The organism is Dyella sp. NPDC103356, from assembly GCF_055584465.1.
The window spans coordinates 73,893-96,751 of record NZ_JBVJLZ010000008.1; the positions used below are offsets into that span (position 1 = coordinate 73,893).

23 protein-coding genes and 1 riboswitch are annotated in these 22,859 nt (G+C 62.0%); of the genes, 8 read left to right on the forward strand and 15 right to left on the reverse strand.

The window, feature by feature from the left end:
* Positions 1–36: 36 nt before the first annotated feature.
* From parC to ACZ6WW_RS18030, 12 genes are all read right to left on the reverse strand, one after another.
* Entirely contained in the window at positions 37–2,277 is a 2,241-nt protein-coding gene (gene parC, locus ACZ6WW_RS17975) for a DNA topoisomerase IV subunit A (RefSeq protein ID WP_465275402.1), read from the reverse strand.
* A 315-nt stretch (positions 2,278–2,592) separates the two neighbouring features.
* On the reverse strand, positions 2,593–3,468 hold the full coding sequence (locus ACZ6WW_RS17980; RefSeq protein WP_465275403.1) for a TraB/GumN family protein: 876 nt from the start codon (positions 3,466–3,468) through the stop codon (positions 2,593–2,595).
* Positions 3,469–3,480: 12 nt separating this feature from the next.
* Positions 3,481–4,515, reverse strand: coding sequence for a proline iminopeptidase-family hydrolase (locus ACZ6WW_RS17985; RefSeq protein ID WP_465275404.1), 1,035 nt, complete (start codon positions 4,513–4,515; stop codon positions 3,481–3,483).
* 63 nt (positions 4,516–4,578) lie between these two features.
* Entirely contained in the window at positions 4,579–6,009 is a 1,431-nt protein-coding gene (locus ACZ6WW_RS17990; protein ID WP_465275405.1) for an MFS transporter, read from the reverse strand.
* A 55-nt stretch (positions 6,010–6,064) separates the two neighbouring features.
* Positions 6,065–7,183, reverse strand: a complete 1,119-nt coding sequence (gene cfa, locus ACZ6WW_RS17995) for a cyclopropane fatty acyl phospholipid synthase (RefSeq protein WP_465275406.1) — start codon at positions 7,181–7,183, stop codon at positions 6,065–6,067.
* Positions 7,184–7,303: 120 nt separating this feature from the next.
* On the reverse strand, positions 7,304–7,726 hold the full coding sequence (gene crcB / locus ACZ6WW_RS18000; RefSeq protein WP_465275407.1) for a fluoride efflux transporter CrcB: 423 nt from the start codon (positions 7,724–7,726) through the stop codon (positions 7,304–7,306).
* Positions 7,727–7,761: 35 nt separating this feature from the next.
* Positions 7,762–7,838, reverse strand: a riboswitch (Fluoride riboswitch).
* 25 nt (positions 7,839–7,863) lie between these two features.
* Positions 7,864–8,949, reverse strand: coding sequence for a glycosyltransferase family 9 protein (locus ACZ6WW_RS18005; protein ID WP_465275408.1), 1,086 nt, complete (start codon positions 8,947–8,949; stop codon positions 7,864–7,866).
* 69 nt (positions 8,950–9,018) lie between these two features.
* The gene (locus ACZ6WW_RS18010) at positions 9,019–9,519 is read right to left on the reverse strand and encodes a hypothetical protein (RefSeq protein WP_465275526.1); all 501 of its coding nucleotides are present in this window, start codon (positions 9,517–9,519) and stop codon (positions 9,019–9,021) included.
* A gap of 75 nt (positions 9,520–9,594) precedes the next feature.
* Positions 9,595–9,870, reverse strand: a complete 276-nt coding sequence (gene minE, locus ACZ6WW_RS18015; protein ID WP_281849763.1) for a cell division topological specificity factor MinE — start codon at positions 9,868–9,870, stop codon at positions 9,595–9,597.
* A gap of 5 nt (positions 9,871–9,875) precedes the next feature.
* Entirely contained in the window at positions 9,876–10,691 is an 816-nt protein-coding gene (gene minD, locus ACZ6WW_RS18020; protein ID WP_281849762.1) for a septum site-determining protein MinD, read from the reverse strand.
* 57 nt (positions 10,692–10,748) lie between these two features.
* Entirely contained in the window at positions 10,749–11,528 is a 780-nt protein-coding gene (minC, locus tag ACZ6WW_RS18025; protein ID WP_465275409.1) for a septum site-determining protein MinC, read from the reverse strand.
* Positions 11,525–12,145: a GNAT family N-acetyltransferase gene (locus tag ACZ6WW_RS18030; RefSeq protein ID WP_465275410.1), complete on the reverse strand. Its 621-nt coding sequence runs from the start codon at positions 12,143–12,145 to the stop codon at positions 11,525–11,527. Before ACZ6WW_RS18030 ends, minC begins: the two co-directional genes overlap by 4 nt.
* Before the next feature lie 208 nt (positions 12,146–12,353).
* On the opposite strand from ACZ6WW_RS18030, the gene ACZ6WW_RS18035 reads away from it, so the two are divergent.
* The 7 genes from ACZ6WW_RS18035 (at position 12,354) to ACZ6WW_RS18065 (ending at position 20,619) form a co-directional block, all read left to right on the forward strand.
* Positions 12,354–13,589, forward strand: coding sequence for a sensor histidine kinase (locus tag ACZ6WW_RS18035; RefSeq protein ID WP_281849759.1), 1,236 nt, complete (start codon positions 12,354–12,356; stop codon positions 13,587–13,589).
* Between the two features lie 109 nt (positions 13,590–13,698).
* Entirely contained in the window at positions 13,699–14,340 is a 642-nt protein-coding gene (locus tag ACZ6WW_RS18040) for a response regulator (protein WP_090454427.1), read from the forward strand.
* Positions 14,341–14,610: 270 nt separating this feature from the next.
* The gene (locus ACZ6WW_RS18045; protein ID WP_465275411.1) at positions 14,611–15,951 is read left to right on the forward strand and encodes an SRPBCC family protein; all 1,341 of its coding nucleotides are present in this window, start codon (positions 14,611–14,613) and stop codon (positions 15,949–15,951) included.
* 146 nt (positions 15,952–16,097) lie between these two features.
* Positions 16,098–17,036: an ABC transporter ATP-binding protein gene (locus ACZ6WW_RS18050; RefSeq protein WP_465275412.1), complete on the forward strand. Its 939-nt coding sequence runs from the start codon at positions 16,098–16,100 to the stop codon at positions 17,034–17,036.
* Between the two features lie 53 nt (positions 17,037–17,089).
* Positions 17,090–17,767: an ABC transporter permease subunit gene (locus tag ACZ6WW_RS18055; RefSeq protein ID WP_465275527.1), complete on the forward strand. Its 678-nt coding sequence runs from the start codon at positions 17,090–17,092 to the stop codon at positions 17,765–17,767.
* 4 nt (positions 17,768–17,771) lie between these two features.
* Positions 17,772–19,670 (forward strand): GldG family protein, encoded by a 1,899-nt coding sequence (locus ACZ6WW_RS18060; RefSeq protein ID WP_465275413.1) that lies wholly within the window; start codon positions 17,772–17,774, stop codon positions 19,668–19,670.
* Between the two features lie 82 nt (positions 19,671–19,752).
* Entirely contained in the window at positions 19,753–20,619 is an 867-nt protein-coding gene (locus ACZ6WW_RS18065) for a cytochrome c oxidase assembly protein (RefSeq protein WP_465275414.1), read from the forward strand.
* Between the two features lie 207 nt (positions 20,620–20,826).
* On the opposite strand, the gene ACZ6WW_RS18070 is transcribed toward ACZ6WW_RS18065, so the two are convergent.
* Both ACZ6WW_RS18070 and ACZ6WW_RS18075 read right to left on the reverse strand, forming a co-directional pair.
* A complete protein-coding gene (locus ACZ6WW_RS18070; RefSeq protein ID WP_465275415.1) occupies positions 20,827–21,270 on the reverse strand; it encodes a copper chaperone PCu(A)C in 444 nt (147 codons plus the stop codon).
* Positions 21,267–21,881, reverse strand: a complete 615-nt coding sequence (locus tag ACZ6WW_RS18075; RefSeq protein ID WP_281849750.1) for an SCO family protein — start codon at positions 21,879–21,881, stop codon at positions 21,267–21,269. Before ACZ6WW_RS18075 ends, ACZ6WW_RS18070 begins: the two co-directional genes overlap by 4 nt.
* A 95-nt stretch (positions 21,882–21,976) precedes the next feature.
* Here ACZ6WW_RS18075 and ACZ6WW_RS18080 point away from each other — a divergent pair, with 95 nt between their 5' ends.
* A complete protein-coding gene (locus ACZ6WW_RS18080) occupies positions 21,977–22,363 on the forward strand; it encodes a DUF423 domain-containing protein (protein WP_465275416.1) in 387 nt (128 codons plus the stop codon).
* 4 nt (positions 22,364–22,367) lie between these two features.
* On the opposite strand, the gene ACZ6WW_RS18085 is transcribed toward ACZ6WW_RS18080, so the two are convergent.
* Positions 22,368–22,829: a DUF1203 domain-containing protein gene (locus ACZ6WW_RS18085; protein ID WP_465275417.1), complete on the reverse strand. Its 462-nt coding sequence runs from the start codon at positions 22,827–22,829 to the stop codon at positions 22,368–22,370.
* Between the last annotated feature and the right edge of the window lie 30 nt (positions 22,830–22,859).

Genomic DNA, 22,859 nt, shown 5'->3' on the forward strand with positions numbered 1-22,859 from the left:
TGCTCCGTGCGCTTGGCACGGAGCATCGTATGGGTGTCAACCTGTGGTCTGGATGCTCTCGACGCGTCGCAGGCCGCGTGGCAAGACGCCACCGCGTGTGGCTCGGTTACCACCGAATTCGACCAGGTCCGACCAGCGCAGGGTGAGCTTGCGCTGTCCGGCATAGAGCGTGACTTCGCCCTTGCCCTCGGTGACCACGGCCACGCCGGCAACGCGCTCGTCGCCCGAGCTCAGCTTGGTCTTGGGGATTTCGATCAACTTGTTGCCCTTGCCCTTGTCGAGCTCCGGCAACTCGGCCACGGAGAACATCAGCAGATGGCCTTCGGTCGTCACCACCACGATGCGGTCGCGGGCCGGATCACTACTGATCTGCGGCTGCAGCACCTTGGAGCCGTCGCTCAGGCTGATGATCTGCTTGCCGGCCTTGTTGCGGCCGGTCAGCGCCTCGAAACGGGTGACGAAGCCATAGCCGAAATTGGTCGCCAGGATCAGACGCGTGTCGTTGTCGCCCGCGACCAGCGCATCGAAGCTGGCACCCGATGGCGGCGTGAAGCGGCCGGTCAGCGGGTCGCCGTTGCCGCGTGCCGAAGGCAGCGTATGCGCGGGAGTGGAGTAGCTGCGGCCGGTGGAGTCGATCACGGCTATTTGTTGCGTGGTACGGGCCTTCACCGCGGCAAGCAGGCTGTCGCCTTCGCGATAAGACAGGCCGTCGGCATCGATATCGTGCCCCTTGGCCGCACGGATCCAGCCCTTCTGGCTGAGCACCACGGTCACCGGCTCGCTGGCCACCAGGGCGCTTTCGTCCAGTGCCTGCGCCACTTCGCGTTCGACCAGCGGCGAGCGACGGTCGTCGCCGTACTTGGCGGCGTCGGCGCGGAGTTCTTCCTTGATCAGGCTCTTGAGCTTGGCCGGCGACTTCAGCAGCACGTTGATGCGTGCGCGTTCTTCTTCGAGCTGGTCGCGCTCGGCGTTGATCTTCATCTCTTCCAGGCGGGCCAACTGGCGCAGCTTGGTTTCGAGGATGTAGTCGGTCTGCTCGTCGGACAGCTTGAAGCGCGCCATCAGCACCGGCTTGGGTTCTTCCTCGGTGCGAACGATGCGGATCACTTCGTCCAGATTGAGGTAGGCGATGCGCAAGCCTTCCAACAGGTGCAGTCGGCGCTCGACCTTGGCCAGGCGATGGCTGAGTCGACGCGTGACCGTGTCGGTACGGAACGCCAGCCACTCGGAAAGGATCCGCTTGAGATCCTTCACCTGCGGGCGGCCGTCCAGGCCGATCATGTTGAGGTTGATGCGGAAGCTCTTTTCCAGGTCCGTGGTAGCGAACAGGTGCTGCATCATCTCGTCCGCGTCGACGCGGTTCGAGCGCGGCACGATCACCAGGCGAATCGGATTTTCGTGATCGGACTCGTCGCGCAGGTCTTCGATCATCGGCAGCTTTTTCGCACGCATCTGCGCGGCGATCTGCTCGAGGATCTTCGATGGGCTGACCTGATGCGGCAGCGCGGTGATGACGGTGTTGCCGTCTTCGCGCTGATACACGGCGCGTGCGCGTACCGATCCGTTGCCGGACTTGTACATCGCCAGTATTTCGTTGCGCGGCGTGATGATTTCCGCCGCGGTCGGGTAGTCCGGGCCGCGCACGTGTTCGCACAGGTCGGCGATGGTGGCGTCCGGGTCGTCCAGCAGGCGAATGCACGCGCTGGCGATTTCGCGCAGGTTATGCGGCGGGATATCCGTGGCCATGCCCACGGCAATGCCCATCGAGCCGTTGAGCAGCACATGCGGCAGACGCGAGGGCAGCCAGCTAGGCTCTTCCATGGTGCCGTCGAAATTGGCGACCCAGTCCACCGTGCCCTGGCCCAGCTCGCCGAGCAACACGTCGGCGATCGGGTTGAGCTTGGATTCGGTATAACGCATCGCCGCGAAGCTCTTCGGGTCATCGGGCGAACCGAAGTTGCCCTGGCCGTCGATCAGCGGATAGCGATAAGAGAACGGCTGCGCCATCAGCACCATCGCTTCGTAGCAGGCGCTGTCGCCATGCGGATGGAACTTACCGATCACGTCGCCGACGGTGCGGGCGGATTTCTTCGGCTTGGCCCCCGAGGCCAGGCCCAGCTCGCTCATCGCGTAGATGATGCGGCGCTGGACGGGTTTCAGGCCGTCGCCAACAAAGGGCAGGGCGCGGTCGAGCACCACGTACATCGAATAATCGAGGTAGGCGCGCTCGGCGTATTCCTTGAGCGGGATCTGTTCGTAATTGGCTTGCAGATTCATGAAGTTACGTCAGCTATAGGGTTGCCGCGGGGCGGCCTTAACCGGGAGATGGTGCCAGATCGAAGGAATTTTGGCTTGCCTGGGTCTCACAGGATGCGCCTGGCTGAGGTAGTCACAGGGTTCCCTCGATCCCCAACATCGTCATTCCGGCGCAGGCCGGAATCCAGTGGCTTCAAGATCGAGTGATTGCGGTGCAGTCAGGACAAGTGCTCTTGAGGCTGGGCTAGAAAATCAGCCCCGACGCCACTGGATTCCGGCCTGCGCCGGAATGACGGCGTTGAGAGACTGAGGTGATAAGGGATCACAGAATCCCATTCACTCCTTCACCACCGTAAACCCCATCCCCTCCAACTGCTTCTGCAAGCTGTCGGGACCGGCCAGATGCCCGGCACCCACCGCGATGATGCTGGTACCGCCGGCCGGATCGCGCAGACGCTTGGCGATGGTCTGCGCCCAGGCCTTGTTGCGATCGACGATCAGCTGTTTGTAGAGCTCGGGGCTTTCCTGCTGAAGCTCGGTGCTTTCCAGCCTGGCGATGACCTGGGTGTCGCCGTTCTTCCAGGCATCGATCAGCTCACGCAGTTTCTTCGGGCCTTCTTCGATTTCGCGGAAGGTCTGGCGCAGCATGTCCAACTGCAGCGGCTCGGGCATGCCGGCCAGGATGCGCAGCTGCTGATCGGCCGTTTCGAGGCCGTCGACCGGCTTGCCATCCTTCGTCATGCGCGCTTTCAGTTGCTTGTCGACACCTTGGCTCGGATCCATGCCCGCTTGCACCAGCGGCGTCACCGTAAGCACCAGGGCCGCCAGCCAGGGCCGCATCGGTTCGAGCGACTGTTCGCCGCGGGGAAGCTTCGCTTCGACCGCGGCCAGCTTGAGCTTCTCCCGGTCGGCGGCAGGGAGCTTCTGCGATAGCGGATGCGCAGGGTCCAGGCCGTATTTCATCACCAGCAACTGCATGGTGACCGGATCGTCATCGATCAGCTCGATGCTCAAGCGCTGGCTGCGATGGAGCGCATCGTCGAGCTTGGTCGACATCCAGTCGGTATCGGATGGCAGCAGATGCACGGTGCCGAACAGATAGATCGTGGTGTTGCCCTGCTTGACCGACCACAGCAGCGGCTTGGCCGACGTTGTGGTGACCAGCAGGAACGACAGCGTGATAACAGCGAGAAAGCGATAAAACCTTTGCACTTGAACCTCGGGTCAGTCGTGTTGCTCGACGTTCTTCAAAAAGCCGATCAGGCCGTTGAAGTAGGTTTGCTGGTCGTCATACATCGCCATATGGCTGCCTTTGGGGCAGAGCAGAAACTGTCCCTTGGGCAGGCGCTTGGCCATCTGTGCCATGTAGGCGGGATCCATCGTGTCGTATTGCGCAGCGATCACCAGTGTCGGCACATCGATGCGATGCAGATCCTTGCTGCGGTCCCAGTTGAGCAAGCGCCCGCTGGCGCCCAGTTCGCTGGGTCCCTGCATCAGCTGATAGAGGTGCTCGTTGAGATGGGCGAAGGCGCGGTTCACCGGGTCGGGCCACTGATCGTGCGGCATGCGCAGCAGATGCTGCTCATAGTGCATCGGAATCAGGATATCCATGTAACGTGGATCGTCGGTCTTGTGTTCGGCCTCGAGCTTTTTCACTTCGGCCAGCTTGGCCTGGTCCATCTTCGGCATAAGGACCTTGGTGGCGTATTCGTTATAGGCCGGGATCGAATCGACCATGTCGGAAATGACCAGGCACTTGAGGTGCTGCTGGTATTTCAGCGCGTATTCGATCGCCAACACGCCACCCCAGGAATGACCGAGCAGGCAGAAGTTGTCGCGGTCCAGGTGCAGCGCCTGGCGTACCTGTTCTACTTCTTCGACAAAGCGATCGGTGGTCCACAACGCGTCGTCCTTGGGTTGGTCGCTATAGGCCGAGCCGAGCTGGTCGTAGTAGTAATACTCGATGCCGGCACCGGGGAAATAGCTGTCGAACGCTTCGAAGTATTCGTGCGTGGCGCCCGGGCCGCCGTGCAGCAGTAGCACCTTGAGCTTGGGATTGTTGCCGACCCGTTTGGTCCAGACGTGAAACTTGCCCTTGGGCGTGGTGATCTCGATCATCTTCACGCCGCCGGAGAGCACGTCGTCGCGACCGGTCTGATCGAAATAGCTGCCTGGTTTAGGCGAGCTCTCCACGGCCTGTGTAGCAAGGCTGAAACAGGCGCCCAGCAAGGCGACCAAGGCAACGACATAGCGCTTCATGGATTTCCCCTTATCGACCATGCCGGGACTATATCGTGGAGCGGCCGGTTGTCGCGACAAGCCTTACGATTCGTCCAGCGACAACGGCGCGGCAATGTCTTCCAGCGCGCGCCGCTCGGCGGCCACACCCCAGAGCCAGACCACCAGTGCCGCGATCAGCATCAGCGCGGCCCCGCCGAGGTAGCCCCAGACAATGGCGATACGCTGGCCGCTGCCGATCAGTACGCCGAACAGCCAAGGCCCGATCACGCCGCCGATGGCCGTGCCCAGCGCATAGAACAAGGCGATGGCGAGGGCGCGCAATTCCAGCGGGAAACTTTCGCTGGCGGTCAGGTACGCCGAGCTGGCAGCGGCGGAGGCGAAGAAAAACACCACGCTCCACGCAAGCGTCTGGGTCTGCGCGGTAAGCACGCCTTGGCCGAACAGCCATGCGGTCAACGCGAGCAACACCCCCGACATCGCATACGTGATCGCGATCATCGGACGGCGTCCGATCGTGTCGAACCAGCGGCCGAGCAACAGCGGCCCGAGGAAATTGCCGGCCGCAAAGGGCAGCAGGAACCAGCCCATGCGATCGTCGGCGATACCGTAGAAACGGCTTAGGACCAGCGCATAGGTAAAGAAGATCGCGTTGTAGAAAAACGCCTGACAAGCCATCAGCACCAGCGTGACCAGGGTGCGTTGCGGGTAGTCGCGAAACAGCGTGCGTGCGACATCGGGCAGGCGCAGTTCGCGCGGACGCAGGCGCAGTGTCGGTAGCGGTTCATCCGGCAGCGTCACGCCAAGCCGCGCCTCGATGCCGGTCATGATGCGCTCGGCTTCATCGACGCGACCGTGCAGCATCAACCAGCGTGGACTTTCCGGTATGTAGCGTCGCAACAGCAGGATAACCAGGCCGAGCGCGGAGCCCAGGCCGAACGCGAGTCGCCAGCCCAATTCGGCCGGCAGCCAGTGCGAGTCGAGCAATATCACTGCACCCAGCGCGCCAAGCGCGGCACCGATCCAGAAGCTTCCGTTGATTACAAGATCGGTGTGGCCGCGATAGCGCGCGGGAATCAGTTCCTGGATTGCCGAATTGATCGCTGCGTACTCACCGCCGATGCCGGCACCGGTCAGTGCGCGAAACAGCACAAAGGCCCAGAAATTCCAACTGAAGGCGGTCAAGGCGGTCGCGGTCAGATACAGCCCGAGCGTGATGTTGAAAAGCTTCTTGCGGCCGAGTTTGTCGGTAAGCCAGCCGAAGCCGAATGCTCCACCCACCGCGCCGATCAAATAGCAGCTGGCGGCGAGACCGACCTGTTCGTCGGTCAGATGAAGCACGGGGCTGGATTTCAGCGCGCCGGCGATCGAGCCGGTAACCGTGACTTCGAGCCCGTCGAGTATCCAGGTGATACCGAGCGCGACGACGACCAGGCTATGAAAACGGCCCCAGCGCAGTCGGTCGAGCCGCGCAGGTACGTCGGTGATGACGATGTCCGCTTGTGGATGGGACATCTTTCGAGGCTAACCGGACGGGTCGGGCACGTCTACCCTTGTTCACGAAGCGCTGTCAGCGCGGTACGCGATAACCATCGGGCACGCCATGTGGACTTAGCGTGAGTTGCCACAATTGATCGCGGCGGCTGCGAAATACTGCCGCGGAAACGCCCAGATAGAAGTGCCACATGCGCCTGAAGCGATCATCGTAGTTTGCCGACAGCGCCGGCCATGCGGCATCGAAGTTCTGCCGCCATGCGGTGAGCGTGCGATCGTAATCCGCGCCGAAATTGTGCCAGTCCTCCACCACGAAAAGATTCTGCAGCGCCTCGGTCACCTGGCTTGCCGCCGGAATCATCGAATTGGGAAAAATGTACTTCTCGATCCACGGATCGGGGCGCGAGGGCGAGCCGTTGCTGCCGATCGAATGCAGCAGGAACAAACCATCTTCTTTCAGCGCTCGTCGTGCCACTTCGAAATAGGTGCGGTAGTTGAGTGCGCCGACATGTTCGAACATGCCGATCGAGAAGACCGCGTCGAAGGGCTCGTCGAGCTCGCGATAATCCTGCAGGCGGATCTCTATGGGCAGGCCCTTGCACAACTCGCGCGCAAATTCAGCCTGCTCTTGCGAGACCGTTACACCGACACCTTCGATGCCGTAGCGCTCCGCCGCGAACTTCAGCGCTTCGCCCCAACCGCAGCCGATGTCGAGCACACGTTGGCCGGGTTTGAGCTGCAGTTTGCGGCAGATCAGGTCGAGTTTGGCCGCTTGTGCGTCATCGAGCGTGGTCGCCTCGGCCCAATAGCCGCAGGAATAGACCAGGCGCTTGCCGAGCATGGCGTGAAACAGGTCGTTGCCCAGGTCGTAGTGGACCCGGCCGATCTCGAAAGCATGCGGCCCGCGCTGCAGATTGATAAACCGCGCCTTGAAGTGCGCGAGCAAGGTGTCGAGTGTCTTGAGCTCTTCGTCGATATGCGAGGCAAGCAGGCGGGTAAACATTCCCGAGAGATCGTCCACATCCCACCATCCATCCATATACGCCTCACCCAGGCCTAAGGAGCCGTGAGCGAAGACGCGTGCATATAACCGATCGTCATGTACCTGCATGTCGGTCGGCGCAGGGCCGTCGACCGTGATGCCGGCGATTTCAAGCAGGGCTGCCGCGCGTTGCTTGAGGGAGTCCTTACGCATGCTTGCCTCATATCGAAAGATCGCTTCGGGCCGGCGCAGCGTTATCTGCGTCACTCACTTCAACGAGGCGAACTCTACCGGGGCAAAAGCAAAGATGGCGTCGACGCCGTGCTGTGCTCCTCAAGCACGCAGAAACATCCTTACCAGGGCAATGCCTGCGATGGTGAGTGTGATCGAGCCGATCAGGTGTATGGCGACGTGACCGGCGAACCAAAGGTACTGTTGACGTAGCAGTAGCGACGTTGATTCGGCGGAGAACGTCGAAAACGTGGTGAGGCCGCCAAGAAAGCCGGTGGCGACGAATAGCCTGAGTTCCAGTGGCAAGGTCTGGAAGTGATCGAAGATGCCCAGCACGCAACCCATCAACAGGCCGCCGATCAGGTTGGCGGCGAGTGTGCCAAGGGGGATCGTCGGAAACAGGGGGTTCAACAGGATGGCCAGTATCCAGCGCAACCAGCATCCCAGGACGCCGCCGATGCCTACTGCTAAAAAGCCGCTATAACTCACGTCACATGTCTCCTGGCAAGGTCTGCGGACTTCCATGGAAACAGGCACACGCCTGCGCTCCCGGAAAGCCCGGTCGTGCAGGCATCATCAACCCTTGGGGGTGGTTTGCTTCTGGCGAAGCGGGAGGCATGCCATCTCCCTGAGCGCATGCTAGCCGATGTTCCGGGCTTTTTTCAGCCCCCGTCGGCGGCGAGCATGGCGGCGAGCTTGCGCCCCACGTCGGCCGGGGTCAGGTCATAGCCGTAGACGATATGGTTGCGTCCGCCGTACGGCCCCCATTCCTCCGCGCTGGTGGTGTTGAAGATACCCAGCGTGGGTGTGCGCGATGCGCAGGACAGATGCATGATGCCGCAGTCGGCGCTGGTATAGGCGTCGAGCGCAGAAAGTACGCTGGCCAGCTTGCGCAGATCGTTGGAAAAGTAGGCCGGATAGCGCGAATCCAACAGGGAGCGCCCGAACGCCGGGATGATCTCCACGCATTGATATGCCGGCGCGGCGGCTTCGAAGGCTTCCAGGAACGGTGTCCACCAGTCTTTGCGCAACAGCTTCGGGCCGGTGGCGTTGGCGAACACGCCGATGATGCGCTTGCCGTTGCCTTTGGTACCCAGGACGCGTTGCAGCGCTTCACGACCTTGAGCGCGTTCCTCGTCGCTGAGGCGAATATCCGGAACGGGGTAGGGCGCGTCGAGCGGTTTGCCCAGTGCCGCGCGCAGCAGAAATACCGGGCGTTTGCCTTTGCTGGTCGGTGCATCGGCGACCGGTACCGCATGGGTGACGTTACCGCTTTTTTTCGGGCTGTCGAAACCCAGCTTGTACGTGCCTTGTGCACGCAGCAGCAACAGGCGCCCGGTCTGCGATTGCGGATCGGGGTCGATCACCAGGTCGTAGTGGTTCTTGCGAATGGCGCGCCATTGGCGCATCAGCGTGCGTGGATGGCGTGCGCTGTGCGAAGGCAGCTTGAACAGCCGATCCACCGAGAAATAACGCCCGTAGATGGCCTCGGCGATCTGGCTGCGCGTGGCGATATCGATCGTCGCGCCCGGGTAGGTGGCTTCGAGTTCCTGGATCAGTGGCGTCAGCAGCAGGGCGTTGCCCAGCGTATGGCTGTAATGGCATACAAGGATCTTGTAGATGCCAGTCGTCGGTAGAGGCTCGTTGCTCTGCGTCACCGGTTTGCCGAAGAACAGACGCATCAGGCTCTGCGCGGCACGGCGGCGCTGGTCGTTGACGCGAGTGGAGGAGCGCAGGAGTTTGAGCACGTCGGAGCCTGAAGTGGTGCGGTTAGCTGCGCAATCGTGGCATGGGTGCGGGTTGGGGTAAATGAGCGGCTAGGTCGCAGGCGCCGGGGATGCCTCGCCGCCGGGGAAAAGCAACGATCCATCCACGCCGATCAGCCCACGCTCAATCAGCCACTGCCGGGCATTCTCCGCGTCCCCTTCGAACCACGCCCGCGTCGACCCCAGCCGGAACGAGTACCCCCAGCTATCCATATCCGCCATGATCCGCGCCGACCCGACCCCAGGCAGCACGTCGCCCATCACCACTTGCAGATAACAGGTCGCGTCTTCCTCTTCGATCGAGTCGGTGGCATCGGTATGCACCGCACCGCGTCGTTCCGCCGGCAGCACGAGCAAGTGCCCCGCTTCATGCAGCAGCGAATGCACCGGTGTGTCGGCACGTGCATAAACGGTGTGGCCAATGATGCCGGCTTCGTCGTCGCCCCAGAAACTGCCGGGAATCGGCTCGCCGTCGGCGATGGACACGAGTGTCAGGCCGAAGCGGGACAACAGGGAGCCCGCCGGTGAAAAGCCCAGCTCGCCCAGGCGCATGACATCGGGTACGGGCGATGGGTCGGTCATCGTGGTGCAAGGTATCGCCGGGTGTTGCGCACCCGGCGTTGAACATCAACCGGCTGGCTTGGCCTCGACCTTGCCATCGGGCAGGGCGACGGACAATTCCAGGATTTCGTGGCCGCTGTCGCGCTCGACATTGATGTTGATGGCTTCGAGATCGACATGGACATATTTCTTGATGACTTCCAGCAGCTCGTTGCGTAGCAGCGGCAGGTAGTCGGGAGCGCCGCGGGTGGAACGTTCCTGCGCGACGATGATGCGCAGGCGTTCCTTTGCCACCGTGGCGGTCGGCTCCTGCTTGCGCTTGAGAAAATCAAGAATACCCATCGCGATCAACCTCCGAATACCCGCTGGAGAAAGCCCTTCTTCTGCACGTCGATGAAACGCAGCGGACGTTCTTCGCCGAGCACGCGCGCGACGGTGTCGCTATAGGCCTGGCCGGCGAACGAATCGTTGTTGAGGATGACCGGCACGCCCGAGTTGGAGGCGGCCAGCACGTTTTCCGATTCGGGAATCACGCCGACGACACTGATGCCGAGGATTTCTTCCACGTCCTTGACGCTGAGCATTTCGCCGGCAGCGACACGGGTCGGGTTGTAGCGGGTCAACAGCAGGTTCTGCTTGATCGGGCCGTCACCGCGTTCGGCACGGCGGGTCTTGCTGGCGAGCAGGCCCAGAATGCGGTCCGAGTCGCGCACCGAGGAAACCTCGGGGTTGACCACGACCACGGCCTGGTCGGCAAAGTACATCGCCAGATGCGCGCCTTTTTCGATGCCGGCGGGCGAATCGCAGACGACGTATTCGAAACCTTCTTCGGACAGGCCGTCGAGCACCTTTTCCACCCCTTCCTGGGTCAATGCATCCTTGTCGCGCGTCTGGCTGGCGGCGAGCACGTACAGGGTTTCGTAGCGCTTGTCCTTGATCAGCGCCTGCTTGAGCGTGGCTTCGCCCTGCACGACGTTGACGAAGTCATACACCACACGGCGTTCGCAACCCATGATCAGGTCCAGGTTGCGCAGGCCGACGTCGAAATCGATCACCGCGACTTTCTTGCCGGCCATGGCCAGGCCAGTGGCAAGGGAGGCGCTGGTGGTGGTCTTGCCGACGCCGCCTTTGCCTGAAGTGACAACGATAATCTCAGCAGTCAAGGGTCATCTCCGCTTATATTTCTTGTAGTAGTTGAATACGTAATGGGTTGAAGAACGTCAAAGCTTGGCGATCAGCAGTTTTTCACCATCGAGCCAGCATTGCACGGCCTTGCCCTCAAGGTCCTTCGGGATCTGTTCAAATACGCGATAGTGACCGGCAATGGCCACCAGCTCCGCATGAAAGTTGGAAACGAAGATGCGTGCCTTCTCGTCGCCTTGCGCGCCAGCCATCGCGCGACCGCGCAGACCGCCGTAGATATGGATGCTGCCGTCGGCGATCACTTCGGCGCCGTTGGCGATCGCGCCGGTCACGACCAGATCGCGGTCGCGTGCATAGATCTGCTGGCCTGAGCGCACGGCGCCATCATGGCTCTGCGCCCCAAGCACGGGGCCGGCAGATTCCACCGCCTGTGGCTGCTGTGGCGCAGGTGCTGCAACGGACGTAGCGGCCGGTTCGGCCGCCGGATGGGCGATGCTGCCGCCATTGGCCGGCTCGTAGGCCGCGCGGAACTTGGCGATCAGCGGCAGGCCCATGCGCTTGGACAGCGCCTCGGTTTCGCTGGTCCCATAGGCCAGGCCCACGGGCAGCATGCCGGCGCTGCGCACGGCTTCGAGCAGGGCGTCGACCGTGCCGTCGTCGGGCAGGTCGAGCAGATGGCTGAGGTCCAGCACTACCGCGGCGCGGGAAAACAGCTGCGGGGCGGAGCGAACACGGCGTTCCAGCTCGTCGCAAAGTGCGGCGGCATCGACACGCTTGACGCGTACACAGGCAATACCGACCTGGCCGAAGCGCAGATCACAGGCGTCTGAAGTTGTTTGATCCATTCTTGCATTCATTGGCGCCGCTCTCCGGCGAGGCGGCGCTGGTTGGAGTCGGGAGAGTGAAAGGGCGTGCGTTCGGCAAGCCACGGCACGTTGGGCAGACCGCCGTGCTCCAGGTAAGTGTCGCGCACATACGCGTAACTGGGCAGGTCCTTGGCCAGCAGGCTGACTTGCGGGCCGTCTTCGCCCATGCGCTGCTGGCCGACTTCCTGGAAGCCATAGGTGCCGTGGAACAGCACCACCACGTCGTCGCGGGGCTCCAGGAATACTTCGCAGGTCAGCAACGGCACGCGCACTTCGGCGTAGCTGTTGACGTCGCAATAGAAAATACGCCCCAGGCCATGACGTCGATAGGCATTGGCGATCACGATGCGGTCGATATACACGAATTGCTGATAGTGCTCGCCAAACCACACGTAATTGGGACTGTCGTACGAACGGCCCTCGCGCATGGCGATCAGGAAGCCTGCCAGGTGTCCGTCGATCTCGGCCACACGGAAATAGTCCGCATGCTCGAAGAAGAAGCGCAGCCTTGTGGCGTCCAGGGCGAGGATGGAGCGGCCGGCGGCGTTGTTGAGCGCCAGTACGGCATCCAGGTCGTGCTCGCGCACGTCGCGGATGGCTAGGGCCATTCGTTGCTCCGCAATCTAGGGTGATCCAGGACGAGCCCGTTTGGGCAGCCCGCGTGTTGAGCCATTATGACACGGTGCGCACAGCGACACATATCACGATGCACCATGTAAAACGTTTGTAAAGTGCCGGACTGCAGGGCCATTTGCCCCCTTTGGGCAATGACTTCTCGCGCATTGCACCACGCCGTACTGTGCCTATGATGCCGGTATGCCATGGCACTCATTCAATCATCAGCGCGTACTGCGCTACATCGGGCTGTTCACCTACCTGTGCGTAGGGGTGCCGCTGCTGCAGAGCACCTGGGGCCTGGCCCTGGTCAACGCTTCGTGGAGCAAGAGCCCGATCATCCTGGGCTGGGTCATCAGCTATCTGGTGTTCGGCGCCAACTACCTGCTGCTGACCAGCCGACTCGATTCGGGCATCCGCCTGACCAAGGTGGTCGGCCTGGTCTTGCTGACCGGCTCGGCGATCGCGGTGGGCTGGTTCAGCCAGAGCGGCCTGTCGGCGATGCTGATGACGGTGATTGCCATGGTGCTGCCCTGGCAGCTCCCGATGGTCTCGGGCCTGGCCTGGATGCTGGCCCAGCACCTGCTGCTGATTCCGATCATCGCCTACTACCCGACCTGGACCTGGACCGGTGCGGTGCTGCAGGTCTGCGTTTACATGGGTATGTCGGTATTGGCTTTCTTCACCTCGGCCATCGCCAGCCAGCTGGTCGAGGAGCGCGAGGTGCAGCGGCGGCTCAATTCCGAACTGAGGGCCACCCGCGCGCTGTTGGCCGAGTCGACCCGTATCGCCGAGCGCATGCGCATCGCGCGCGAGCTGCATGATCTGATCGGCCACCACCTCACCGCATTGACCCTCAATCTCGAGGTGGCCAGCCATTTGAGCAACACGGAGGCTTCCGAACACGTACGCAAGGCGCAGGCGACGGCCAAGCACCTGTTGTCGGATGTGCGCGAGGCGGTCAGCGAATTGCGCCAGGACGATGCGATCGACCTGACTCATGCCTTGCGCAGCCTGGTCGAAGGGGTGCCGGGACTCAAGGTCCATCTCGAGACGCCGCCTCGCTTCAGCGTCGAGGATCCGCGTCGCGCCCAGGTGCTGCTGCGCTGCGCGCAGGAGATCATCACCAATACTGCCAAGCATGCGGATGCGCGCAATCTCTGGCTGAATTTCGCTTACGCCGAGGACAACCTGCTAGGGCTGTACGCGCGTGACGACGGCCGTGGCGCGGCACAGTTCGAGCCGGGCAATGGCATGTCGGGCATGCGCGAGCGCCTGGCGGAGTTCGGCGGCAGCGTCACCGTGGACGCCACCGGCATGACCCGTGGTTTTGCCCTCAATATCCGCCTGCCGCTGGGCGAAGAGTCGTCGCTGGCGCATGCTCCGGCCCGCTTCGAGCCACCGGCGCTATCGGTGCCCCAGGGGTGGGTCCCGTGAGGGGATCGCTAGAAATTGCCGTGTCGTGTCAGAATGTGCGACCCGGATGCAGCATCGTTCTCCCCGTCGTCCATGATCGTGTGGGCTACTTACGTTTCGAGGATTCGCGATGATTTCCGTTTGTCTCGTTGACGACCAGAACCTTGTCCGCCAGGGCGTCCGTTCCCTGCTTGATCTGGCCGAAGATATTCGGGTGGTAGCCGAATGCGCCGATGGTGCGCAGGCGGTGCAGGACATCCCTCGGGTCAAACCCGACGTGGTATTGCTCGATCTGCGCATGCCCAATATGAGCGGGCTTGAAGTGCTGCAGGCGTTATCGGCACGCAACGAATTGCCGCCGACCATCATTCTCACCACCTTCGACGACGACCAGCTCGTGCTGCAAGGCCTCAAGGCCGGTGCACGCGGTTATCTGCTCAAGGACGTGTCGCTGGAGCAACTGGTCGAGGCAGTGCGTACCGTTTCCGCCGGCGGCTCGTTGGTGGCGCCGATGGTCACCCAGCGCCTTCTGGCCGGGGTGGGGCGCATGCAGAACCAGTTCACCAGCCTGGAACAGCCCGACCCGTTGACCGAGCGCGAGACGGAGATTCTGCGTCTGTTGTCCGGCGGCTACAGCAACAAGGAAATCGCCAACTCGCTGAAGGTGGCGGAGGGCACGGTAAAAAATCACGTGTCCAACATTCTCTCCAAGCTCGGCGTACGCGACCGTACGCGCGCGGTGCTCAAGGCACTCGAATTAGGCATCGTCTGATGCCTTGATTGCGCCATGGCGGCCTTCGCGGCCCGCCATGGCGCAGCCGATCCCTCGTCATGCACCAGAATGGCGCGACGCAGCACAGAAATGGGGCGTCATCTCGTGCCTACGTCCCAATAGCGTTCCCGCCCGCAAGCAAGTACCATCGAGGGCTTAGGCGCTGGCCGACCCCCGTCACGACGCGATTTTTTGGGGATTAAACCGTGGCGGATCAGGTCTCCGGCGACGTCCTTGTGCCGCCTAGAGAGATGTTCGGAGAACCCTGGAATGATGCGTGTTCTAGAATTTATTGTTGCCCTAATCATCGTCGCCATCGTTGGCGTCGTGGTGGGCTTTGTGATGCCTGGCAGTGGCCACGTGGAAAGGTCGCTGGTAGTCGGCAAGGACATGCGTCAAGTGTATGACGTGCTGAACAATTTCCGTCGCTTCCCCGATTTCTCGGTCCAGCGTCAGTACGACCGCAACACCAAATACGATTTCAGCGGCAAGGCCTATGGCCCGGGCGCCGAGATGAGCTGGTCCAGTGACGACGACAAGGTCGGCACGGGCAAGATGACCATCGCCAGCAACGATCCGAGCTTCGACAAGCTCGATACGCAGACCAAGTCCGCCAAGATCGTCTGGAACCTGGACAGCAGCTGGCGCGGCAACGACAAGCATTTCACCCTGCAGCTCGACCGCCAGGGCAGCCGCAATCAGCTGACCAAGGTCACCTGGTCCTATGACGTCGATTACGGCTTCAACCTGATCAACCGTTATTCCAATCTGTACATTCATGGCGACCCGGATGCCTTCATCCAGTTCAGCCTGAACAACTTGCAGAACGTGTTGGCCCAGGTGCCGAACATCGACTACAGCAAGCTGATCCCGTACGTCGAACAGACCCAGCCGACGGCTGTGCTGCTGGTCTCGACCTCGATCGAGCGCAAGGGCGGCCTGGACGCGTTGAACGACGCGGTCGACAAGGCCACCGGCGAGATCCAGGCTGCGGCCAAGAAGCTCAACGTCAACATCACTGGCCCGCGCATTCTGTTCACCACGAACTATGGCGACCAGACCTACAACTTCGATGTGGCCCTGCCGATCAGCGCAACCAGCCTGAACGTCGGTGGCCAGAGCCACGACCTGACCGCACCGAAGCCGCCGCAGCTCGCCGACGGCGCAGCTCCGGCAAGCGACAGCACCGCGGCCGCTCCTGCCGATTCGGCTACGCCGGGCAGCACCGACCGTTATGGCCGTCTGATCGTCGATAACAATGTGCGCGGCATGCTCGCTTTCGGCGGCCCGGCATTGAAGGGCGAGTGGAACGGCACCTTCGCCGGCGTGCCGCAGACCCGCGACATGCTCAAGGCCTACTCGCAGACGCACGGCTACAAGTTCGACGACGTCACCAACCCGTCGTACGACATCCTGGCCAAGCCGGAAGAGAAGAAGGGCGACGAAGTCACCAGCTACGCTCGTTACGACGTCTATCTGCCGGTCACCAATGCACCGGAGCAGACCCCGGAGCAGGAAGCCGGTATCAAGCCGCCGACACTGGATGACGCACCGGCTTCGTCCGGTACCTCGCCGGCCCCGGCTAGCACGGCTGCCCAGCCGGCCAAGTAAGCCACCACCCGGCACTGCAATACCCGAAAGCCCCTCCTAGCGAGGGGCTTTCTTTTGAGTTGAGAGAACTTTCGCCCGCTCTTGGGGTACATTGCAGTGTGGTTGCGAGCCCTCGCGCCGTCACGCTTTTGGCTTTCCGTACGGACATGATCGAGACCGACAACCTCACCCGACGCTACGGCAACCTTACTGCGGTCGATGCACTCAGCATTCGTGCCGAACCCGGTCAGGTGCTGGGCCTGCTCGGCCCCAACGGCGCAGGCAAGACCACCGTGATGCGCATGGTCGCCGGCTTTCTCACGCCTAGTGGCGGTACCGCGCGCGTATGCGGGCATGACGTCGTCAAGGAGCCGGTCAAGGCCAAGCGTGCCCTGGGCTATCTGCCTGAAGGCGCGCCGAGCTATGGCGAAATGACCGTGCGCGAGTTCCTCGTCTTCATCATGCGCGTACGTGGCATGGGCGCGGACCAGGGATACCGTCGTTTCGACGAAGTGGTCGGCCGGCTGCAATTGGAAAGCGTGCTCGACACCTGCATCGATACCTTGTCCAAGGGTTTGCGTCGCCGCGTCGGCCTGGCTCAGGCGATTATTCACGATCCGCCGGTATTGATGCTGGATGAACCTACCGACGGCCTCGACCCCAACCAGAAACACACCGTACGTCAGTTGATCGACGCGATGGCACGCGAGCGCACGATTCTCATCTCAACGCACCTGCTCGAAGAAGTGCACGCGCTGTGCAATCGCGTGGTGATCATTGCCGACGGCCGATTGCTGGCCGATGCGACGCCCGCCGAGCTCGAAGAACGTTCGCGCTATCACGGCGCCGTCTCGTTCAGCGCCCCAGGCAGCGGTGTATCGCAGGAAATGCTCGGACGTCTGCCGCAGGTCGCCTCCATCGAGGTCGATCCGCTCGATGGGCGCATCACGGTGTTTCCGCGAGCCGGCGAGCGCATTCTCGAGCCGGTCGAAAGCCTGCTACGCCAGCAGGGTCTGGAAGTATCGGAAATACAACTCGAGCGTGGACGTCTCGATGAAGTGTTTCGGCAGATCACGACCGGCACTCACCAGGGGGCGCGCCAGTGACCGCGATCGGCGCCATCGCGCGGCGTGAGCTGCGCAGCTACTTCGTTACCCCGATGGCCTATGTATTCCTGGTCATTTTTCTGGTGCTGTCGGGCATTCTGACTTTCTATAGTGGCGATTTCTACGAGCGCGGGCAGGCGGACCTGCAACCGTTCTTTGCCATGCATCCTTGGCTGTACCTGATCCTGGTCCCCGCACTATCGATGCGCATGTGGGCGGAGGAGGCCAAGGGCGGCACGCTCGAACTGCTCCTGACGCTACCGGTCACGCTGGTGCAGGCGATGCTGGCCAAGTTCTTCGCCGCGTGGCTTTTTATCGGCCTGGCGCTGTTGCTGACGTTTCCCATCTGGATCACCGTCAACTATCTCGGCTCACCGGACAACGGCGTCATCGTTGCCGGCTACTTCGGTAGCTGGCTGATGGCGGGCGCCTTGCTGGCCGTCGGCGCCTGTCTGTCTGCCTTGACGCGCAGTCAGGTCGTCGCCTTCATTCTTACGGTCGTGGTGTGTTTTCTATTGATTCTTGCCGGGCAGCCGCAGGTACTGGATTTCCTGCAGGGGACGTTACCGCGCAAGCTGATCAACGGGGTGGCGCATCTGAGCATGCTGCGGCATTTCGAAGCGATCGCGCGGGGCGTGCTCGACGTGCGCGACATCTTCTATTTCGTACTCAGCATTGCCGCCTGGTTGACGGCCGGCGTGCTGGTGCTCGACCTCAAGCGGACGTCGTAGCGCGATGGTGATTTATCGTTTCAGTCGCCGCGCCAGGCTGACCGCCGCACTCGTGCTGCTGGTGATCGTTTTCATACTGCTGGCGCTGGTGGGCAGTCGCTGGATGCGCGCCGATCGCATCGACCTGACCTCCGACAAGCTCTACACGCTGACTGGCGGCACCGAACAGATCGTCGATTCGTTGCGTGCACCGCTCAAGCTGACGCTGTATTTCTCCGATCACGCCACCGCCGATTCGGCGCAGCTGCGCAGTTACGAACAACGCGTGCGGGAGATGCTGCAGGAAATGGTTGCGCGCTCGCATGGCCGGATCCGGCTGCAGATCGTCGATCCGGTACCGTATTCGGACGAGGAGGCCAGCGCGGAAGGCTATGGCCTGAGCCCGGTCAATGTCGGCAACAATGGCGAGCGCGTTTTCTTCGGTCTGGTCGGTAGCACGCTGGCGCCGGGTGCCGATAACGAAGCGGATGGCGACACGCGTCCGGGCGGCAAGACCTTGTCGATTCCGGTATTCGACCCGTCGCGCGAAGCCTTCCTCGAGTACGACATCGCCAAGCTGTTGTACGAGCTCAATCAGCCGTCCAAACCGCATATCGGCGTGATCAGCAGCCTGCCGGTGCAGGGCAATCCGCTGATCGGCGAAGAGCCCTGGACGGTGATGCGCCAGATTGGCCAGCTGTTCGATCTCAAGACGATCGATCCGTCCAAGTTGCAGCGCATTGGCGATGACATCCAGGTGTTGCTGCTGATCCATCCCAAGCACCTGCCTGACGATGCGCAATATGCCATCGACCAGTACGTGCTGCGCGGCGGTCGCCTGGTGGTGTTCGTCGATCCCGACGCCGAGCTGGACAACACGCCCTTCGTCGACAGCAACGGCGTGATGGATGACCACAACTCCGACTTGCCGCGGTTGTTCAAGGCCTGGGGCGTGCAGTACGACCCGCAGAAGGTCGTGCTGGATCGCTCACGCGCATTGCGCATCGAACTGGCCGATAGCAGTGCGCTCAATCACCCGGCGATGCTGGGCCTGACCGGGCAGGAGCTGAACCACGATGACGTGGTGACCGCCAGCTTGCAACGCGTCAATGTCGCCAGCGTCGGCTATTTCGATCTGGCTGCCGATGCGCATGCGCGCCTGGTGCCGTTGCTGCAGAGTACGAGCGACGCCGAAGTGGTGCCGGCGCAGCGCGTGCGCGAATCGAGCCGCGATCCGGCGACCCTGCTGGATGACTACAAGGGCGACAACCAGCATTACGTGATAGCCGCCCGCCTCTATGGCGGGTTCCCCAGCGCGTTTCCCGAGCGCTCCAAGGCGCCGGGACATCTGGCCCGTTCCGGCGACAACGCCGAGGTGATCCTGGTCGCCGACACCGATCTGCTGACCGACCGGCTATGGGTGTCCTACGCGCAGAACCTGCTGGGCCAGACGCAGCTGAGCGCGATCGCCAACAATGGCGACTTCATTACCAACATTGCCGACAACCTGAGCGGCTCGTCGGCGCTGTTGTCGATTCATGGACACTCCACGTCGCAGCGGCCATTCACACGCGTGCAGGCGTTGCAAAGCGCGGCCGATCAGAAATTTCTTGCGAAGAAGCAGGAGCTGCAGCGTGAGCTCGCCGAAACACGCAGCCGTCTGTCCGAACTGCAACCGGCAAAGTCGGGCCGTGCCGAGGCCGGCACGGCCGAGCAGAAGGCCGAGGTCGAACAGTTCCTGCAACGGCAGCTGGAAATCAACAAGGAGCTGCGTAACGTGCAGCATCAGCTCAATGCCGAAATCGATGCGCTGGGGCTGCGCCTGAAGTTCATCAATATCGTGCTGGCCCCGGCCTTGATCGCCATCTTCGGGCTGCTCTATGGCTGGCGACGTTCGCGTCGCAACCGCCGTCGCGCCACGTAAGCGCGGCGGCAATGTGTCGCAGTAGGGTAAGGTCATGCGAACGACTATGCTGCGCTATTGCCCGGCCCTGGCCTGATCATCGATGACGTCCAGCCTGCTCAAATGGATCGTGCCCTGGGAATTCTCCTGGGTCTTTCTGCTGACTTTTCTGATCGCCTGCGTACTTTATGTACGTGGTTGCCGGCGGCTCGAGGTCAGCCTCGGGCGTCGTCTCGCCTTCTGGATCGGCATGGCGATCGTGTATCTGTCGCTGCATACCTATCTGGATTACTTCGCGGAGCATGAATTCTTCATGCATCGCATCCAGCAGGTGTTGCTGCACCACCTCGCGCCATTGCTGATCATTGCGTCCTACCCCGGTTCGGTATTACGAGCAGGCATGCCGTTGCGCTGGCGCATTCGTATGCTGCGCCCGGTGCTGCGCTCCTGGCCATGGCGTTTTTTCAGCGCGGTGTTTCTCAATCCCGCGGTGGCGACGATATTGTTTGTCGCCTTCATCATCGTATGGCTGATCCCATCGATGCAGACGCTGGCGATGCTCGACTGGCGCATCTACCGCTTCATGAACTGGTCGATGATCGTCAGCGGCTTTATCTATTGGTGGCTGGTACTCGATCACCGCCCGCATCCGCCGGGGCGCATGATCGCGGGCATACGTGTGTTGTCGCCGGGCCTCACGATGAGCCCGCAAATTCTCGCCGGAGCCATCGTTACCTTTTCCAAGTCGGACCTTTATCCGATCTTCGAAATCTGCGGGCGCGCGTTTACTTTCAATGTGCTGACCGGGCAGCTCGCGGGCGGCGTGATCATGTGGGTGCCGGCGGCGATCATCGAATCGATCGGTGGATTGCTGGCGATGCGGCAATGGGTGCGGTTGTCGCGCAGTGGGCGGATTCGGCGTAAGCCGCGTGTGGTGACGCGGCGGGCGAGAGTTGGGAGCCAGGTGTGATTGCGAAGAGGCGGTAACGAGCGGAGGGGGCTGCGTCACTCCTTGCCTATTCCTATCTATCCGTCATTCCGGCGGAGGCCGGAATCCATGCCTCAGCGTAGTTGCTTGCGAAAGGTTGTCTGACAAGCGAAGGCTGAGGAATAGATTCCGGCCTCCGCCGGAATGACGAAGTAGGGGAGTCTGCCTCTCGCACAACAGCGAAAGACATCACCCACCATTCACCGCATTCGCCGGCCGAACAACAAACCCCACTTCCGACGAACTGCCATCCCCGAACACCAGCGTCACGACGACCTTGTCGCCCACCGCCAACGGCTTGGGCGCATCCATCAACATCAGGTGATAACCACCCGGCGACAGTTCCGCCTTGCCATGCGCGGGGACGGCGAGGCTATCGACCATCTCCATGCGACCCATGCCACCGTCCGTGCTGCTCTTGTGCAGCATGACGCTAGCGTAAGCGGTACTGCTGGCACTGCGCAGCGTAACGGCCTGGTCACTGTCGTTCTGCAACGTAACAAAACCACCCGCAGGAAGGTTGGCAGGCAGCAAACGAATCCAGGCGCCACTAGCCTTGACGTGCTGAGCCTCGGTAGCGCCGGCAAGCGCAGGCATCAATAAAGCGACAAACAACAGCGTCCGCAGCTTCATGGTGTGGTTCCCGGTTCGATCAACAGATGCAGGTCATGCACCATATCGCTTTGCGGATTGTTGGGCGTGGACAACAAACGTGCCTTGCCTTCCCGGTCGAACACATAGATCGCCGAGCTGTGGCTGACCTCGTAGTTGCCGTCGCCCTTGTCGGGCTCGCGCGTGAAGGCCGAGCGATAACGTTTGCTCAACGCCTCGATATCGCCAGCCGAACCGGTCAGGCCAATGGCGCGCGGATCGAAGGCATTGACATAGGCGTGCATGATCTCGGGCGTGTCGCGTGCCGGATCGACGCTGACGAAAAGGATGCGTACGTTATCGGCCAGAGGGCCGAGACGTTGCATCACCACATGCAGTTGCGCGAGCGTCAACGGGCACACGTCAGGGCAGTGGGTATAGCCGAAATAGAGCAGCACCACCTTGCCGCGATAGTCTTTGCCGCTGACCGGTTTGCCCTGGTCATCGGTCAGGTGGAAATCGAGATCCGGCATATGGCCGGCCACCTGGACCAGTCGCCAGACCGCATCGTCCTGCTGATGGCAGGCAGCCAGACCGAGGCTGGCCAGCGCGAGCGGTATCAGCAGGGCGAGGCGCGCGAAAGGGAGCTTCATGCGAACATCAATCATGAGAACATCGGCAGCGGTCGTGATACGTGAGCATACGACACGCGACTGGTCGCCGCGTCATTCCCAAGAGATTTCCTGTCATGCGACAAACTGTCTCATCTTCCATCGATAGCGCATGGGCAGCCTGGCTATTGGGCCTGGCCGGTGCCAGTGCAGTACTTCTTGGAGCGTTCGGCGCGCATGCGTTGCGAGATGTGCTCGATGCACGCGGTAGCGAGCTTTGGCATACCGCGGTGCAATATCACTTCTGGCACGCCCTGGCCCTGGGCCTTGCCGTTTTCCTCGGCGGTCGCGGCGCACGTTGGGCGGTAATTGCCTTTGCGATCGGTATCGTGCTTTTCAGCGGGAGCCTGTATGCGCTTGCGCTGGGTGCGCCGCGTTGGTGCGGTGCGATCACGCCGCTGGGCGGCGTGGCCTTCATTGTCGGCTGGATCGCGTTGGGTCTTGCGGTACGCCGTCGGACCTGACCGCTCAGGCGCGCTCCACTCGCGCGGCGTAGCAACCCGGGCGTGCCATGTGAATGTGCAGATAGTCGATCGACGGGTTTTCCAATAACCGTTCGATCAGCGACTCGAGTTGCTTGCCTTCGATCACGTCCGCGTCATGCATCATGCCTTGATGATCGAAGCCGCGTACCGACAACAGGCGGCGACGCAATTGTTCCGGAATACTGTCGATGGCGTCGTATTGCTGTTCGCCGGCGCGAACAAAAATCGCATGCGTGGAGCGAAACGGCGAGTCGGCCGGCTGATGTTCGTAGTTGACCAGAATGACCTCCTGGCCGATCTCGGCATCGGTCAGGCTGATCCGGCAGGGAAAGCCATGCGAATCGGCGATGAAGCGCCGCGCCTTGCGTGCGACCAGCTCGCTATCCGACAGCGCGAACAGATCCTGGAACGGTTCGGCCGGCAGGCCGGTGATGCGAAAGGACATGGGAGGGCTCCTGGGTATCGGATGTAGCTA